The sequence below is a fragment of the Pseudomonas sp. 58(2021) genome (assembly GCF_017491585.1).
Taxonomy (GTDB): domain Bacteria; phylum Pseudomonadota; class Gammaproteobacteria; order Pseudomonadales; family Pseudomonadaceae; genus Aquipseudomonas; species Aquipseudomonas fluorescens_BT.
This window is the reverse complement of sequence record NZ_JAFGYZ010000009.1, coordinates 92,908-109,194: the sequence shown is the minus strand read 5'-3', so window position 1 is coordinate 109,194 and position 16,287 is coordinate 92,908. Positions and strand designations below refer to the sequence as shown.

Sequence of the window (16,287 nt, the reverse complement as noted above, 5' to 3'; positions counted from 1 at the left end):
AAAAGCAGGGATTGCAGAAAGACAAAGGGCACGACCTGAAGACAGGATCGTGCCCGATGTTAACCGTCTGGCGAACAAGCCGCCAGTCGATCAGGTGTTGCTTAAGCTGCTACCACGACAACGCGCACGGTGGCTTCAACTTCGGCGTGCAGGTGCACAGCCACGTCGAATTCACCCACGTTGCGGATGGTGCCGTTCGGCAGACGAACTTCGCTTTTCGCCACTTCAACGCCGGAGGCGGTCAGTGCGTCAGCGATGTCGTGAGTACCGATCGAACCGAACAGCTTGCCTTCGTCGCCAGCGGTGGCAGTGATGGTCACTTCCAGCTCGGCCAGGTGGGCTGCGCGGCTTTCAGCCGATGCTTTACGGTCTGCGGCAGCTTTTTCCAGCTCAGCACGACGCTCTTCGAACGCAGCCAGGTTGGCAGCGGTCGCAGCGGTGGCTTTGCCGAAAGGCAGCAGGTAGTTACGGCCGTAACCGGCCTTAACGTTTACTTTGTCGCCCAGGTTGCCCAGGTTGGCGATTTTTTCCAGAAGGATCAGTTGCATGTGGAAATCCTCTTAACTTTTAACCTTCACCGTTCGCGTTATCGGTGTCTTTCGACACGTGACGACCGCGAAAATCAATCAGGCTGTCGACAATGGCCAAGACCACAAGCAACGGACCGAGCAAGTGCATGAAAGGCACGAGCGTGACGTATATCCCCACCAGCCAGAAACCGGCCAGCCGTTTCTGCGCCACCAGCCCGTGAACCAGAGCCAGACCTGCGAAGAACAGCGGCACACTGCACAACGGCAACAGAACCAGTGCGTGCAGACCGAAGAACGGTGCCACACACATGACGGCCAGAAGCGACAGCGCAACGCCTTTCGGCAGTCGGATGGCGCGAAACTCGCGACCGAAACCGCCGGGGTTATACAACAACGCCTGCCAGTAGCGCCCAAGAATCAGGCACAGCACGCTAAAAACCTGCAACGACACCGCTGTCGAGATGATCGACAGTGGAACCGCCAATCCCGTGAGAATCGCCTTCTGGTCTGCCGAGAATTTCTCGTAGACCTCACCCATCGCCAGCGGCAAGACTTGTTCAAACGTCTGCGCCAGCGCTTCGGTGAAGGAACCGAAAACGGATCCCAGGCTCACGGCAATCAACAATCCCACGGCCACGCTGACCAGCAGCACGCGATTCCAGGTGTGTTCGGCGCGTAAAACCAGCGCCAGACCGCAAGCCCCGAGCAGCACAATCAGTGCCGTCGGGTCTTTCAGGTAGTGCCAGCTCACCAACGCGGACAGCACTCCCACACCCAGGACGCTCAAGGCGTCCGAACCGCGCCGCAGGAGCACAAGGCAACCTGCAGCGGCACTCAACCAGAACAACAGCGGCAATGCCGCAGATCCGGCCACGACCAGCGTGGCCTGCATACGCCCCCGCATGATGAATTCAGCCAAGGCACGCATGCATTCGATCCCTTACTTACTTGTCGACTACCCGGTCTCAGCGGCCGTGGCTGTCGGTGTAGGCCAGCAGGGCCAGGAAGCGGGCGCGCTTGATAGCGGTGGCCAGCTGACGCTGATAACGAGCTTTGGTACCGGTGATGCGGCTTGGAACGATTTTGCCGGTCTCGGATACGTAGGCTTTCAGAGTGTTGAGATCTTTGTAATCGATCTCCTTCACGTCTTCAGCGGTGAAGCGGCAGAATTTACGACGACGGAAGAAACGTGCCATTTGATAGGCTCCTTAAAAGGTCCGTGGATTACTCGTCAGCGTTATCGCTGTTGTCGCTGTCGCTATCGCTGTCATCGCCATCGGCGCTGCCATCGTGCTCAGGACGTTCGCGACGCTCACGGCGCTCACTGCGGTTTTCTTCAGCCTTGAGCATCTCGGACTGGCCGGTAACGGCTTCGTCGCGACGGATGACCAGGTTACGGATCACAGCATCGTTGTAGCGGAAGTTGTCTTCCAGCTCGGCCAGGGCCTTGCCGGTGCACTCAACGTTCAGCATCACGTAGTGAGCCTTGTGAACATTGTTGATTGCGTAGGCCAGTTGACGACGGCCCCAGTCTTCCAGACGGTGGATTTTGCCGCCGTCTTCTTCGATCAGCTTGGTGTAACGCTCAACCATGCCGCCGACTTGCTCGCTCTGGTCAGGGTGGACCAGAAAGATGATTTCGTAATGACGCATGAATGCTCCTTACGGGTTGTAGCCTGCCGCTCAAAAACGGTCAGACAAGGAGTGAATGACACTTATGGACTTGCCGGCGCGGGGCACATGCGTGCCTGCCGTCACAGCAAGGGGCGCAATTGTAGAGAAGGGACTGAAGAGGTGCAAGGCAATTGGTGATTATTTGAACAGTTCATTCACTTTACCAATCTGCACCTTTGCGCAGAACCAATGTGGGAGCGGGCTTGCTCGCGAATGCGGCATCACATCCAACATTTTTGCTGAATGACACACCGCTTTCGCGAGCAAGCCCGCTCCCACATTTGAATCGGCGTAAGGCTTAAGGCTTCTTGGCAGCCGCCTTGGCCTTGGCCCCGCGCTGGCGCTGGGCCTCGAACAGGCACACACCGGTCGCAACCGATACGTTGAGGCTGCTGACGCTACCGGCCATCGGCAGGTTCACCAGGTAGTCGCAGTGCTCACGGGTCAGGCGACGCATGCCTTTGCCTTCGGCCCCCATGATCAGGATGGTCGGGCCGGTCAGGTCCTGGTCATAGATGCTGACCTCGGCCTCACCCGCCGTGCCGACAACCCACAGACCACGCTGCTGAAGTTTTTCCAGGGTGCGCGCAAGGTTGGTCACGGCCACCAGCGGAATCACTTCCGCCGCGCCGCAAGCCACTTTACGCACGACCGGCGTCAGGGTGGCCGACTTGTCTTTCGGCACGATGACCGCCAGCGCACCGGCAGCGTCCGCCGAGCGCAGGCAGGCGCCGAGGTTGTGCGGATCGGTCACGCCGTCGAGCACCAGCAGCAGCGGCGCGCCTTCGGTGCGATCGAGCAGCTCGTCGAGCATCGCCTCGCCCCAGACCTGGCTCGGGCTGATGTCCGCCACCACGCCCTGGTGCACGCCCTCGACCCAGGCGTCCATTTCGCGGCGCTCGGCCTGACCGACCTGAACGCGGTTTTCGTTGGCCAGCTCGATCAGCGTCTGTACCCGTGGATCGTTGCGGCTTTCAGCCAGCCAGATCTGCTTGACGCGTTTTGGGTGGTGACGCAGCAACGCTTCTACCGCGTGAACGCCGTAGATTTTTTCCAACTGACTCATGACTTCGCCTTCGGTTTACGTGCCCCGCCGCTTTTGGCTGGAGCGGAACCCGCTTTTGGCGGGCCCTTGCGGTGTTTGCTCGGTTTGGCTGGCTTGCCGCCGGAAGCCTTGTCAGGCGCCGACCGTCCGGTCTTTCCCCCGGACGCCGCTTTACCACCGTTTTTGGCGTCGGCCAGCAAGGCCTTCTTCATCTCACGGCTTTTGCGCAGCTCGGCGTTTTTCGCCACGGCATCGCTTGGACGATAGGCCTCGACGGCCTTTTCCTTGGCCGGACGACGGCTGGCGGATTTTGCCGGAGCCTTCTCTTCCACAACCTTGGCCGCTGGAGCGGTCGTCTCGGTGCCACGCTTTTTGCGGCCGATCGGCGCGCTGATGGTTTTTTCAGCCATCTCGAAGTCGATCTTGCGCTCGTCGAGATCGACACGCATGACGCGCACTTCAACGGTATCGCCAAGACGGAAGCTGCGACCGGTGCGTTCGCCTGCCAGACGATGGTGCACAGGGTCGAAGTGGTAGTAATCGCCCGGCAGCGCCGTCACGTGTACCAGACCTTCGACGTAAATATCGGTCAGCTCGACGAACAGACCGAAACCGGTCACGGCAGTGATTACACCAGGGAACGATTCGCCCACACGATCCTTCATGAACTCGCACTTGAGCCAGTTCACCACGTCACGGGTCGCTTCGTCGGCGCGACGCTCGCTCATCGAGCATTGCTCGCCGAGTTGCTCCAGCGCCGCTTCGTCGTACGGGTAGATGCGCGCCTTCGGAATGGTCATCGCACCGGCACGGCGAACGTGCGGGGTGTCCTGTTTCGAATGGATCACGCTGCGAATCGCCCGGTGCGTGAGCAGGTCAGGGTAACGACGGATCGGCGAGGTGAAGTGGGTGTAGGCTTCGTAATTCAGGCCGAAGTGGCCTTCGTTCTGGGCGCTGTACACCGCCTGGCTCAGGGAGCGCAGCATCACGGTCTGGATCAGGTGGAAATCCGGACGGTCCTTGATGCTCGCCAACAGGGCCTGATAGTCCTTCGGCGACGGGCCGTCCTTGCCTTTATGCAGCGACAGGCCGAGCTCGCCGAGGAACGCACGGAGTTTTTCCAGACGCTCCGGGGGCGGGCCGTCGTGGACGCGGTACAGCGCAGGGATTTCGTGCTTCTTCAGGAATTCGGCGGTGGCCACGTTGGCCGCCAGCATGCATTCCTCGATCAACTTGTGCGCGTCGTTACGGGTGGTCGGACGGATTTCGGCAATCTTGCGCTCGGAACCGAAGATGATCCGGGTTTCCTGGGTTTCGAAATCGATCGCGCCACGCACGTGACGGGCGGCCAGCAACACTTTGTACAGCGCGTAGAGCTGCTTGAGATGCGGCAGCACGTCGGTGTATTCGCCGCGAAGCTTGCGCCCCTCGGTAGCCTTCGGCGTTTCCAGCATCGCGCTGACCTTGTTGTAGGTCAGGCGGGCGTGGGAGTGGATCACCGCTTCATAGAAGCAGTAGTCGGTCATTTCGCCGGACTTGGAGATGGTCATCTCGCAAACCATGGCCAGACGATCGACATGCGGATTCAGCGAGCACAGGCCGTTGGAGAGTTGCTCCGGCAGCATCGGCACCACGCGCTCGGGGAAGTACACCGAGTTGCCGCGCACCTGGGCTTCGTTGTCCAGAGCCGAGCCGATCTTCACATAGCTGGAAACGTCGGCAATCGCCACGTACAACTTCCAGCCACCGGAGAACAGGCGCAGCTTGCCTGGCTTGGATTCGCAGTAGACCGCATCGTCGAAATCCCGGGCATCTTCGCCGTCGATGGTGACGAACGGCAGATGGCGCAGGTCGATGCGCTTCTCTTTGTCTTTCTCTTCGACTTCCGGCTTGAGCTTGCCGGCTTCCTTCAGAACGGCTTCAGGCCAGACGTGCGGAATGTCGTAGGTGCGCAGGGCGACATCGATTTCCATGCCCGGCGCCATGTAGTTGCCGACGACTTCGATCACATCGCCTTGCGGCTGGAAGCGCGGAGTCGGCCAGTGGGTGATCTTCACCTCGACGAACTGACCGATCTGGGCGTTGGCGTTGCGGCCGGGAGTGACCAGCACTTCCTGCTGGATTTTCGGGTTGTCCGCAACGACGAAGCCGATGCCGCCCTCTTCGAAGTAGCGTCCGACGATGCTTTCGTGGGCACGGGACACCACTTCGACGATCACGCCTTCACGGCGACCACGGCGATCCAGGCCGGAAACACGGGCCAGGGCACGGTCGCCATCGAACACCAGACGCATCTGCGCCGGGCTCATGAACAGGTCGTCGGAACCGTCATCCGGCACCAGGAAGCCGAAACCGTCGCGGTGACCGCTGATGCGACCGAGGATCAGGTCGAGCTTGTCCACCGGCGCATACGTGCCACGGCGGGTGTAGATCAATTGAGCGTCGCGCTCCATGGCGCGCAGGCGGCGGCGCAGGGCTTCGATCTGGTCTTCTGTGGTCAGACCAAACTCTTCGACCAGTTGCTCGCGGGCAGCAGGCGAACCCCGGTCAGCAAGGTGCTGAAGGATCAGTTCGCGGCTGGGAATAGGGTTTTCATATTTTTCCGCTTCACGAGCGGCCTCGGGATCGAGGGACTGCCAATCGGCCATTAGAGAGTTTTCACCTTGTCTATATGCGGGTTAGTTTGGCATAGGCGCCATCAAACGGGAAATTTCCGACTCTATAAGGGACATCTGAGGCCTTGTATCGACGTCTGAAAGGCGTTTTGAACACCGCTGGTAAAAAAAACCATTTTTTTTGCTGGCAGGGGTTTACAGTTAAAAAGGCGCTCCGTATAGTGCGCGCCATCGACGACGTACACACGTTGCCGAGATGCCCAGATGGTGAAATTGGTAGACACGCCAGCTTCAGGTGCTGGTGACCTTACGGTCGTGGAAGTTCGAGTCTTCTTCTGGGCACCAATTTCGAGTTTGAGACTAGATCAGTTTCAAGACTCACACAAAAACCCGCGAAAGCGGGTTTTTTGCATTCTACGCCCCGCCTTTTTCTGAAAATGATTTATTAAAATCAAATCAGGGGTTTACAGATCAAAAGGTGCTCCGTATAGTGCGCCACATCAACAGCGGTAACGCTGAAGATGAAGCCCAGATGGTGAAATTGGTAGACACGCCAGCTTCAGGTGCTGGTGACCTTACGGTCGTGGAAGTTCGAGTCTTCTTCTGGGCACCAATTCAAATTCAAGGTCACGATCTTGAATCTCACAAAAACCCGCGAAAGCGGGTTTTTGCGTTTCCGGGGTTTGGAAAAACTCGAGAAACAGCGCCTACCAGACACACCTTCTTCCCCCGCAAGGCGCACTTGAGAAACGATATCGTTTATCATTGTTGCAAGTTTTTGCAATGCGACAGTGAGGAACCCTGCGAATGATGTTTCGAAATACCCTGCGCCGCGGCTTGACCTTCACCCTGCTCGGCCTGGCACTCGCCACTCCCCTCACCCAGGCTGCCGACGCGGTTTCCCTGACGCTCTACAACGGTCAACACAAGGAAGTCGGCGACGCGATCGCCAAAGCCTTCGAAGCCAAGACCGGCATTCACGTCAATGTGCGCAAGGGCAGCAGCAACCAGCTCGCCAGCCAGATCATCGAAGAAGGCGACCGCTCTCCCGCCGACGTCATCTACACCGAAGAATCCCCACCACTGAACAACCTCGGAGAACTCGGCCTGCTGGCCAGGACCGACGATGCCACTCTGGCGGTCCTGCCGAAAAAATATGTCGCAGGCAATGGCACCTGGATCGGCGTCACTGCACGGGTTCGCGTAGTCGCCTTCAACCCGAAGCTGGTCGATGAAAAAGACCTGCCCAAGTCGGTCCTGGATTTCGCCGATCCGCAGTGGCAAGGCAAGGTCGGTTTCGTGCCCACCAGCGGTGCCTTCCAGGAACAGGCCGTCGCCATCATCAAAAAGCATGGCCGTGAAGCCGCCGAAGAATGGCTGACCGGCCTGCGCGCCTTCGGCAAGACCTACAGCAACAACATGGTTGCCCTCAAGGCTGTCGAAAACGGCGAAGTCGCCACCGTACTGGTGAACAACTACTACTGGTTCGCCCTGCAACGGGAGAAAGGCAAGCTCGACTCCAAACTGCATTACTTCACCGGCGGCGACGTGGGCGGCTTGATCACCGTCTCCAGCGCAGCCGTGCTGAAATCCAGCAAGCATCCAAAAGAAGCCCAGCAATTTCTTGCCTACATGGCCAGTGAAGAAGGCCAGCGGGTAATCACCCAGACCACCGCCGAGTATCCGTTGCACAACGGCATGGAATCGGATCGCGGCCTCAAGCCTTTCAGTGAGCTGGAAGCGCCGGATGTTACCCCGGCCGATCTGGGCAATGCCGAGGAAGCGCTGGATCTGGAACGCGAAGTTGGCCTGAACTGATGAGCGCCTCGTTATCCGCCCCCGTCACGCGCGGGGGTTACGTGCCACGGCGCAAGCGGCCGTCGATCTGGCTGGTACTGCCGGTATTGCTGCTGGTGGTGATGAGCCTGTTGCCACTGGCCTACGTCGGCCTTAAAGCCTGGCAGGCGGGCTGGTCCGAGGCGCTGCATTTGCTGTGGCGCCCTTACGTGTTCGGCCTGCTGCGCAACACACTGGCGTTGATGGTCGGGGTAACGGTCACTTGCGGCGTGATCGGTCTGTCACTGGCCTGGCTGCTGGAACGCAGTAATCTGCCGGGCCGGCGCCTGTGGGGTGTGGTTCTTTGCCTGCCGTTCGCGGTACCGGCATTCGTCAGCAGTTTTACCTGGGTATCGCTCAGCGCGCAGTTCGAAGGACTCGGCGGAGCGATTCTGGTGATGAGCCTGTCGAAATATCCGCTGATCTTCCTGCCGGTGGCAGCCACGCTGCGCAATCTCGATCCATCCCTTGAGGAGTCCGCCCGAACGCTGGGACAGAATCGCCAGGGCGTGTTTTTCCGCGTCACCCTGCCCCTGCTCTGGCCTTCGTTGCTGGCCGGTTCGCTGCTGATTGCGCTGCACATGCTGGTGGAATTCGGCGCACTGTCGATCATTGGTCTGCAAACCTTCACCACCGCGATCTATCAGCAATTCGAACTGGAATTCAGCAATGCCAATGCGGCAATGCTGTCGGCGGTGCTGCTGGCGCTGTGTTTGATGCTGCTGTGGCTGGAACTGCGGGTACGCGGCAAGGGCCGCCATGTGCGGACCGGCCAGGGCGCGGCACGCCGGGCCGAACAAGTGCAACTGGGGCCTTGGGCGATTGCCGGCCAACTGTATTGCCTGATGCTGGCGATTGTCGGCAGCGGCATTCCACTGGGGATGCTGGCGTACTGGCTCGCCGTGGGATCGTCAGCGGCATTCCCGGTTGCAGCGATCACTGAAGCTTTGCTGTCTTCATTGGCGCTGTCGCTGGGTGGCGCGGGACTGTGTCTGGTGCTGGCGGTGCCGGTCGGGTTGCTGGTCGTACGCTACAAAGGCCAATTGGCGATCTGGGCCGAGCGCCTGCCCTATCTGCTGCACGCCTTGCCGGGGCTGGTGATCGCACTGACGCTGGTGTATTTCGCCCTGCATTACGTGCCGGCGCTGTACCAGACCAGCGCGTTGTTGCTGATCGCTTATGCGCTGCTGTTCCTGCCACTGGCTCAGGCGCCGATCCGCACAGCACTGAACAAGGCAGCACCGCAACTCGAAGAAGCCGCCCGCACCCTTGGTGCATCTTCGTTCACGGCATTTTGTCGAGTAACCCTGCCAATCATTTTCCCGGCACTGGGCGCAGCGTTTGCTCTGGTGTTTCTGGATGCCATGAAGGAGCTGACGGCGACACTGTTGCTGAGTCCGACCGGGCTCAACACCTTGGCGACCGAGGTGTGGGCACACACCGCGAACGTCGAGTTTGCCGCAGCGGCGCCTTATGCGGCGTTGTTGATTGTGGTGTCGGGGCTGCCCGTCTACCTGCTGACAACCCGAATGTATTTGAGCCGATAAAAAATCGCAGCCGAAGCTGCGATTTTTTTTGCCCGCACTATCAGGCCCGGAACTGCCCCAGACTTGCCTTGAGCTGCGCCGCCAGACCATCCAGCACCTTGCCGCTGGCCGTGGTCTCGACCACGGCCTGAGCGGCTTTCTCAGCCTGGGCATGAATCGTCTCGACACGCCCACGCACAGCCTGCGCGCCCTGCGCCTGATGCGCCGCGGCCTGGGTCGCCAAACCAATCGCCGCGTGCACCTGCTCGACCGACGCCTGTACCGATTGCTGCAGCCGTGCACTGTCACGCAGCACCAGCAAGCCTTCGCTGGCCTGACGCCCGGCCTGGCCGATAGCCTCCACCGCCTCACGGGCGCCCTGCTGCAACGCCACGATGTGCGCCTGAATGTCACCGGTGGAGCTTTGAGTCTTGCTCGCCAGTGCGCGCACTTCATCCGCCACCACCGCAAAGCCTCGTCCGGTTTCACCGGCTCGAGCTGCTTCGATCGCAGCGTTGAGCGCCAGCAGGTTGGTCTGCTCGGCGATACCGTGAATCACGGTCAGCACCACTTCAATCTGTTCACTCTGCTGCGCCAGCCGCTCGATGACTTTCGCGCCGGTATCGACCTGCCCCGCCAGCGCCTCGATCAGGCTGCCGACCTTCGCCGAGGTGCGAGTGTTTTCGTCGGTGGCTTGGCGAATATCCACAACCTGCTTCAACGCCGCCTGCATCGCATGACTTTCCGACTGCGCCTCATCAGCCATTTGCGACAACGCGCGCAGGCTTTCAGCCACTTCATCGCGCTGCATCCCGGCCGCTGCATCAGCGCCAGCATTGCGCAGGGTCATAGCACCAATTTCCTCACCGGTACGCTGAGCCACATCCCCGGCCTCGCGCACGATCGGCTGCAACTTATCCACAAAGCGGTTGACTGCCGAAGCCATGTCGCCAATTTCGTCCTTGCTGTTGATCTGTACGCGCTTGGTCAAGTCGCCCTCGCCTGCCGCCAGGTCATCCATCGCAGCATTGAGCATCTTCAGGCGGTTGACCACGCGATGGCCGAGCACCACCGCCAACAGCAACAGCACGCCGGCACCCACCAGCGCCAGGCCCATGCCGATACGCCAACGCAGCGTGGCAGCAGCGTCCTGCACGGTGCCGGCCGTGTTGGCTTTCATTTCGGCGGCGGTGGACTGCGCCGACTGCAGGCGGGCACGCATGGCCGTGGCACTGTCGGCAGCAGCACCTTTGAGGCTGTCGCCAACCAGCTGGTCGCTGCTGGCAATCAACGCCGTGAAGCGCTGATCGAGCGCCGCCAGATCGGTTTCGACCGAGGCGGTCGAGACCCCCATCAGCACCTTGCCGATTTCCACGCCATTGGGGTTGATCGAGGCTTCGAGGTAGTAGACCGACGGATCGTTCTTCGCCGCATCCAGCACTTTATCCAGCGCTCGCTCACCCTGACCCTTTTCCAAAAGGGCCTTGTTGATCGGGTTTTCGCGGTTGAGGTAGCGGGTCAGATGCTGGCCGGTGGCGTCGTCATACACCACGAACAGCACGTTGGGATTGCGTTGGGCCCGGCGGGCGAATTCGGACAGGGTCGGCACGTCGCTGTCCCACATGGCACGAGGCGCCACTGAGGCCAGCAACTGGGCCATATCATTGGCCGAATCCTTCAGGTCTTTTTCCAGAGTCGCACGCAGCTGCGCCTGCTCCTCCTTCAGACGCGAGGAAAGACCGGCGGTAAGACGCTGACGGGTACTTGAGGAGAGGTTGTCGAGGCTCGACGTGACTTCACGCCCGGCCTGCTCCAGCTCACCGGAGAGCTTCTGGCTGTCGGCGCCCAGGCGAGTGCCCAGGTCGGCCTCCAGCGCGGTGACGGTGCTCCGCGTCAGGGCAACGGCCACCAACACCTGCACCAAAAGGGCGATACCAAGGGTAACGAATACGGGCCGCAACAAACGGCTTTGTAACAGTGAGAGAACGGCCGACACTGTGAATCCCTCTACTTCTGACGCCATTAATTTGATGGCACTCTTGTAGACAGATTCACAGCAAAGGTCATGCCGTCCAACAGGCATAAACGACAAAGGCCCCGATAAAGGGGCCTTTGTGTTTTTACATCAACGACTTATCAAGCAAACGGATGACGCAGAACGATGGTTTCGTTGCGGTCCGGGCCCGTCGAAATAATGTCGATCGGCGCGCCGATCAATTCTTCAACGCGTTTGATGTAGGCACGAGCGTTGACCGGCAGCTCTTCCAGGGTCTTGGCACCCACGGTCGATTCGGTCCAGCCTGGCACTTCTTCGTACACAGGCTGCAGGCCTACGTAGCTGTCAGCGTCAGTCGGAGCAACGGCATTGCCTTGCGCATCTTTGTAGCCGGTACAGATGTTGATGGTTTCCAGGCCGTCGAGTACGTCCAGCTTGGTCAGGCAGATGCCCGAGATGCTGTTCACATCGATAGCGCGACGCAGGATAACGGCGTCGAACCAGCCGCAACGGCGGGCACGGCCAGTGGTCGCACCGAATTCGTGACCTTGCTTGGCCAGGTGTGCACCGACTTCGTCGAACAGCTCGGTCGGGAACGGACCGGAACCTACGCGAGTGGTGTAAGCCTTGGTGATGCCCAGGATGTAGTCCAGGAACATCGGGCCAACGCCCGAACCGGTCGCCACGCCACCGGCGGTGGTGTTGGAGCTGGTCACGTACGGATAGGTACCGTGGTCGATGTCGAGCAACGAACCCTGGGCACCTTCGAACATGATGTCTTTGCCGGCGCGACGCAGGTCGTGCAGCTCAGCCGTCACGTCCAGCATCAACGGCTTGAGCAGCTCGGCGTATTCCTTGCACTCGGCCAGTGTCTTTTCGAACTCGATGGCAGGCTCTTTGTAGTAACCCACCAGCATGAAGTTGTGGTAGTCCACCAGTTCACGCAGCTTGTCTTCGAAGCGCGGCATGTTGAGCAGGTCGCCAACGCGCAGGCCACGACGTGCAACCTTGTCTTCGTACGCCGGGCCGATGCCGCGACCGGTGGTGCCGATCTTCAGCTCGCCACGGGCCTTTTCACGGGCCTGGTCCAGCGCCACGTGGAAGGACAGGATCAGCGGGCAGGACGGGCTGATACGCAGACGCTCGCGCACCGGTACGCCTTTCTCTTCCAGCTTGGTGATCTCACGCAGCAGGGCGTCGGGTGCAACCACCACGCCATTGCCGATCAGGCACTGCACACCTTCGCGCAGCACGCCCGACGGGATCAGGTGCAGGACGGTTTTTTCACCGTCGATCACCAGTGTGTGGCCAGCGTTGTGGCCACCTTGGTAGCGCACTACGGCGGCAGCATGTTCGGTCAGCAGATCAACGATCTTGCCTTTGCCCTCATCACCCCACTGGGTGCCCAGGACTACGACATTCTTACCCATAACACTTGTCCTCATTCGCGCAAACTTGGTGCCGGCGGTGGCCGGCAGGAAAACTCAAGAAGCCAGTGGCGATACTTGCCAAAGCCCGTTCTGCTGGATCAATTGCCGGTCGCAGTCCGCATCACGGGCGGCGGCCAAAGGTTGTCCAGGCAACGCCTGAACGACACGCTGACCCTCACTGCGCAACTGGCAAACCTGCTGCCAGAGTGCCGCATCCGTACTGTCAGGCATCCAGATACCGCCAGACGGTAGCTCGACCTCAGCACGCCCCAGGGTCACCAGGGTTTTCAAATCGGTGGAAAAGCCGGTTGCCGGACGGGCGCGACCGAAGTCGGCACCGATGTCGTCATAGCGACCGCCCTGAGCGATGGACTGGCCAACACCCGGCACGAACACCGCGAACACCACACCGGTGTGGTAGTGGTAACCGCGCAACTCGCCCAGATCGAAGTACAGCGGCAGTTCCGGGAAGCGCGCCGACAGTCGCTCGGCGATCGCCAGCAAATCTTCCAGCGCAGCCAATACCGGCGCCGGCGCATTGGCCAGACGCTCACGGGCAGCACTCAACACTTCACGGTCGCCGCACAGGTCGACCAGCGCACGCAGCATGCCGGACAGATCGGCTGGCAGGCCTTCGGTCAAGGTAATGACCTCGTCGATGGCCTTGCGTTGCAACGCATCGAACAACTGCTGCTCGACTTCACCCGACAGACCGGCCGCCTGAGCCAGACCGCGGTAAATGCCGACATGCCCCAGATCCATGTGCACATCCGGCACGTCGGCCAGTTGCAGCATGGCCAGCATCAGGCTGATGACTTCAACGTCGCTGCTCGGGCTCGCATCGCCGTACAACTCGGCACCCAACTGGATCGGGCTGCGCGAGGACGACAAGGCACGCGGCTGGGCATGCAGCACGCTGCCGGCGTAGCACAGACGGCTCGGGCCTTCGCGACGCAGAGTGTGCGCATCGATGCGCGCCACCTGCGGCGTGATGTCGGCACGGAACCCCATCTGCCGGCCCGATTGCGGGTCGATGACCTTGAAGGTACGCAGATCCAGGTCCTGGCCCGCGCCGGTCAGCAGGGATTCCAGGTACTCGATATGGGGAGTCACGACAAACTCGTAACCCCAGCTCTGGAACAGATCCAACACCTGACGACGCGCAACTTCAATGCGCGCCGCTTCCGGTGGCAGTACTTCTTCGATGCCATCTGGCAGCAGCCAGCGGTCTACCGTTGCCATTACGCCATTCCCCTTAGATCCGGGCGGCCAGCCCGAGGGCGAGCCTTGAGTGAAGCAGAAAATGACCGGCTCGTTCAAAACGCACGCGCATGAACGACGCGGCGAAAGGCCTGTTACCGGCTTCGCCCATCACTTTCCTCGAAAAACTGTCGGGCCATTCAACCCGTTCTTCTGCAACAAAAACAGCAATCAAACATGCAGACGCAAAAAAGCCGGGAATTTCCCGGCTGCCGCATCATACACACGTTTTCCCAAAGGATCACCCCGCCCGAGGTTTTAGCCGCCGGGCGGAATGATTCAGGTCAACGTTGTATCAAGGCTTGGACTTTTCCAGGTAACGGAAGAAGTCGCTGCTTGGGTCGAGGACCATGACGTCGGATTTGTTCGCGAAGCTTTCACGGTAGGCACGCAGGCTACGGTAGAAACCGTAGAACTCCTGATCCTGACTGTAGGCCTTGGAGTAGATCGCAGCAGCCTGGGCGTCACCGTCACCGCGAATCTCTTCGGATTCACGATAGGCTTCAGCCAGCAGCACGCGGCGTTGACGATCGGCGTCGGCACGGATGCCTTCGGCCAGTTCGTTACCCTTGGCGCGGTGCTCGCGAGCTTCACGCTCACGCTCTGTGCTCATACGTTCGAACACGCTGCGGTTCACTTCCTTCGGCAGGTCGATGGCCTTGACCCGGACATCGACCACTTCGATACCCAGCTCTTTTTCCGCCATCTTGTTCAGCGATGCGGTGATGTCAGCCATCAGCGCATCACGCTCACCCGACACCACTTCGTGCAGGGTGCGCTTGCCGAACTGGTCACGCAGGCCCGACTCCAGACGACGGGACAAACGCTCGTCAGCAATCTGCTTGAGGCCGGAAGTCGCGGTGTAGAAGCGCTCGGCATCTTTCACGCGCCACTTGGCGTAGGCATCGACCATCACGGCTTTCTTTTCCAGGGTCAGGAAGCGTTGTGTCGGTGCGTCCAGCGTCATCAGGCGTGCGTCGAATTTACGCACCTGGTTAACGTAAGGCACTTTCACATGCAGACCTGGCTGAACATCGGCCTGAACCACACGACCGAACTGCAGCAACACCGCTCGCTCGGTCTGAGCCACGATGTAGAAGCAGTTCCAGCCAACCAGAACCACAACAACGCCAACGATCAGGGCGATCAGCGATTTATTGCTCATCAGCGGGTCTCCCTTGTACGCGTTTGCGGCAGGTCAGTGACATGCGGCGTGACGTCCGTGTTGTTGCTGGCGGCAGCCGAACCGGTGACCGGTGAATTGCTGCCCGAACTGTTTTGAATCATCTTGTCCAGCGGCAGGTAAAGCAGGTTGCTCTGGCCGTTCTTGTTACCGGTCACGAGCACCTTGCTGGTGCTGCTGAAGACTTCCTGCATGGTGTCCAGGTACAGACGCTGACGAGTAACCTCGGGCGCCTTGCGGTATTCGGCTACCAGCTTGGTGAAACGATCAGCCTCACCCTTGGCGCGCGAGACTGTTTCGTCGCGATAACCGTTGGCATCTTCAAGGATGCGCTGGGCCTGACCACGGGCTTCCGGCACCACACCGTTGGCGTAGGTTTCAGCCTGGTTGCGCGAACGCTGCTCGTCTTCACGGGCACGGATCACGTCATCGAAGGCTTCCTGCACCTCACGCGGTGCCGCTGCGCTCTGTACGTTGACCTGAGTGACGGTGATACCGGTGCGATAGGTATCGAGGAAACGTTGCAGACGCTCCTTGATCTCGCTGGCCATCAACTCACGACCCTCGGTCAGCACCTGGTCCATCGCGGTGGAACCCACCACATGGCGCAGCGCACTGTCGGTCGCGTGTTGCAGGCTGATTTCCGGCTGGTCGACGTTCAGCACGAAGTCCTGCAGGTTGCTGATCTTGTACTGCACGGTCAGCGGCACTTCGACGATGTTCTCGTCTTCGGTCAGCATCTGGCCCTGCTTGGTGTAGGCACGCTCGCGCGTGACGTTCTCCATGTACTTCTTGTCGATCGGCGGGAAGTAGATGTTCAGGCCCGGGCCGACGGTTTCGTAGTACTTGCCGAAGCGCAGCACCACGGCCTGCTCCTGCTCGTCCACCACGTACACCGCGCTATACAGCCAGACGGCCGCCAGCACGACAAGGCCGATGCCAAGCAGGCCGCCGAAGCCGCCGCTCTTGCCCGGACCACCACCATCGTCACCACGTTTCTTTCCACCACCGAACAACCCGTTCAGGCTTTCCTGCAGCTTTCGGAAGGCCTCGTCGAGATCCGGCGGCCCCTTGCGGTCGCCGTTGTTGCGACGCTTGCCACCCCAAGGATCCTGATTGTTCGAGTTGCCACCCGGCTCATTCCAAGCCATAGCGCTCTCCATCTGATAAAGCAAAGACGCACCCACGGCGC

General features: G+C 60.3%; 13 protein-coding genes and 2 tRNA genes. 4 read left to right on the top strand and 11 right to left on the bottom strand.

Annotated elements, in window-relative coordinates:
- Positions 1-101: 101 nt before the first annotated feature.
- From rplI to rnr, 6 genes are all read right to left on the bottom strand, one after another.
- Positions 102-548 carry a 50S ribosomal protein L9 gene (rplI, locus tag J5M72_RS12630; RefSeq protein ID WP_169428620.1) on the bottom strand — a complete coding sequence of 149 codons (447 nt, stop codon included), beginning with the start codon at positions 546-548 and terminating at the stop codon, positions 102-104.
- Positions 549-567: 19 nt separating this feature from the next.
- Positions 568-1,458, bottom strand: coding sequence for a hypothetical protein (locus J5M72_RS12625; RefSeq protein WP_207865610.1), 891 nt, complete (start codon positions 1,456-1,458; stop codon positions 568-570).
- A gap of 37 nt (positions 1,459-1,495) precedes the next feature.
- Positions 1,496-1,726 carry a 30S ribosomal protein S18 gene (gene rpsR / locus J5M72_RS12620; RefSeq protein ID WP_002551829.1) on the bottom strand — a complete coding sequence of 77 codons (231 nt, stop codon included), beginning with the start codon at positions 1,724-1,726 and terminating at the stop codon, positions 1,496-1,498.
- Between the two features lie 28 nt (positions 1,727-1,754).
- On the bottom strand, positions 1,755-2,183 hold the full coding sequence (rpsF, locus tag J5M72_RS12615) for a 30S ribosomal protein S6 (RefSeq protein WP_007950702.1): 429 nt from the start codon (positions 2,181-2,183) through the stop codon (positions 1,755-1,757).
- Positions 2,184-2,502: 319 nt separating this feature from the next.
- Positions 2,503-3,270 (bottom strand): 23S rRNA (guanosine(2251)-2'-O)-methyltransferase RlmB, encoded by a 768-nt coding sequence (gene rlmB / locus J5M72_RS12610; protein WP_207865609.1) that lies wholly within the window; start codon positions 3,268-3,270, stop codon positions 2,503-2,505.
- The gene (gene rnr, locus J5M72_RS12605; protein WP_207865608.1) at positions 3,267-5,897 is read right to left on the bottom strand and encodes a ribonuclease R; all 2,631 of its coding nucleotides are present in this window, start codon (positions 5,895-5,897) and stop codon (positions 3,267-3,269) included. Before rnr ends, rlmB begins: the two co-directional genes overlap by 4 nt.
- 225 nt (positions 5,898-6,122) lie before the next feature.
- On the opposite strand from rnr, the gene J5M72_RS12600 reads away from it, so the two are divergent.
- The 4 genes from J5M72_RS12600 to J5M72_RS12585 all read left to right on the top strand — a co-directional run bounded on the left by J5M72_RS12600 (position 6,123) and on the right by J5M72_RS12585 (position 9,247).
- Positions 6,123-6,209: transfer RNA gene (locus J5M72_RS12600), tRNA-Leu, on the top strand.
- 181 nt (positions 6,210-6,390) lie between these two features.
- Positions 6,391-6,477, top strand: a tRNA-Leu gene (locus J5M72_RS12595).
- Between the two features lie 194 nt (positions 6,478-6,671).
- Positions 6,672-7,682, top strand: a complete 1,011-nt coding sequence (locus tag J5M72_RS12590) for an extracellular solute-binding protein (RefSeq protein ID WP_169428616.1) — start codon at positions 6,672-6,674, stop codon at positions 7,680-7,682.
- Positions 7,682-9,247, top strand: coding sequence for an iron ABC transporter permease (locus J5M72_RS12585; protein ID WP_207865607.1), 1,566 nt, complete (start codon positions 7,682-7,684; stop codon positions 9,245-9,247). Before J5M72_RS12590 ends, J5M72_RS12585 begins: the two co-directional genes overlap by 1 nt.
- 40 nt (positions 9,248-9,287) lie before the next feature.
- On the opposite strand, the gene J5M72_RS12580 is transcribed toward J5M72_RS12585, so the two are convergent.
- The 5 genes from J5M72_RS12580 to hflK form a co-directional block, all read right to left on the bottom strand.
- The gene (locus J5M72_RS12580) at positions 9,288-11,222 is read right to left on the bottom strand and encodes a methyl-accepting chemotaxis protein (RefSeq protein ID WP_207865606.1); all 1,935 of its coding nucleotides are present in this window, start codon (positions 11,220-11,222) and stop codon (positions 9,288-9,290) included.
- A 140-nt stretch (positions 11,223-11,362) separates the two neighbouring features.
- Positions 11,363-12,652 (bottom strand): adenylosuccinate synthase, encoded by a 1,290-nt coding sequence (locus J5M72_RS12575; protein WP_169428613.1) that lies wholly within the window; start codon positions 12,650-12,652, stop codon positions 11,363-11,365.
- A gap of 54 nt (positions 12,653-12,706) precedes the next feature.
- Positions 12,707-13,894, bottom strand: a complete 1,188-nt coding sequence (locus tag J5M72_RS12570) for an ATP phosphoribosyltransferase regulatory subunit (RefSeq protein ID WP_169428612.1) — start codon at positions 13,892-13,894, stop codon at positions 12,707-12,709.
- 313 nt (positions 13,895-14,207) lie between these two features.
- Positions 14,208-15,077, bottom strand: a complete 870-nt coding sequence (gene hflC / locus J5M72_RS12565) for a protease modulator HflC (RefSeq protein ID WP_169428611.1) — start codon at positions 15,075-15,077, stop codon at positions 14,208-14,210.
- Entirely contained in the window at positions 15,077-16,246 is a 1,170-nt protein-coding gene (gene hflK / locus J5M72_RS12560) for an FtsH protease activity modulator HflK (RefSeq protein ID WP_169428610.1), read from the bottom strand. The genes hflC and hflK overlap by 1 nt, the downstream gene beginning before the upstream one ends.
- Between the last annotated feature and the right edge of the window lie 41 nt (positions 16,247-16,287).

Coding starts and splice junctions, on each gene's coding strand:
- rplI (WP_169428620.1), bottom strand. CDS start 548: ATGCAACTGATCCTTCTGGAAAAAATCGCCAACCTGGGCAACCTGGGC.
- J5M72_RS12625 (WP_207865610.1), bottom strand. CDS start 1,458: ATGCGTGCCTTGGCTGAATTCATCATGCGGGGGCGTATGCAGGCCACG.
- rpsR (WP_002551829.1), bottom strand. CDS start 1,726: ATGGCACGTTTCTTCCGTCGTCGTAAATTCTGCCGCTTCACCGCTGAA.
- rpsF (WP_007950702.1), bottom strand. CDS start 2,183: ATGCGTCATTACGAAATCATCTTTCTGGTCCACCCTGACCAGAGCGAG.
- rlmB (WP_207865609.1), bottom strand. CDS start 3,270: ATGAGTCAGTTGGAAAAAATCTACGGCGTTCACGCGGTAGAAGCGTTG.
- rnr (WP_207865608.1), bottom strand. CDS start 5,897: ATGGCCGATTGGCAGTCCCTCGATCCCGAGGCCGCTCGTGAAGCGGAA.
- J5M72_RS12590 (WP_169428616.1), top strand. CDS start 6,672: ATGATGTTTCGAAATACCCTGCGCCGCGGCTTGACCTTCACCCTGCTC.
- J5M72_RS12585 (WP_207865607.1), top strand. CDS start 7,682: ATGAGCGCCTCGTTATCCGCCCCCGTCACGCGCGGGGGTTACGTGCCA.
- J5M72_RS12575 (WP_169428613.1), bottom strand. CDS start 12,652: ATGGGTAAGAATGTCGTAGTCCTGGGCACCCAGTGGGGTGATGAGGGC.
- J5M72_RS12570 (WP_169428612.1), bottom strand. CDS start 13,894: ATGGCAACGGTAGACCGCTGGCTGCTGCCAGATGGCATCGAAGAAGTA.
- hflC (WP_169428611.1), bottom strand. CDS start 15,077: ATGAGCAATAAATCGCTGATCGCCCTGATCGTTGGCGTTGTTGTGGTT.
- hflK (WP_169428610.1), bottom strand. CDS start 16,246: ATGGCTTGGAATGAGCCGGGTGGCAACTCGAACAATCAGGATCCTTGG.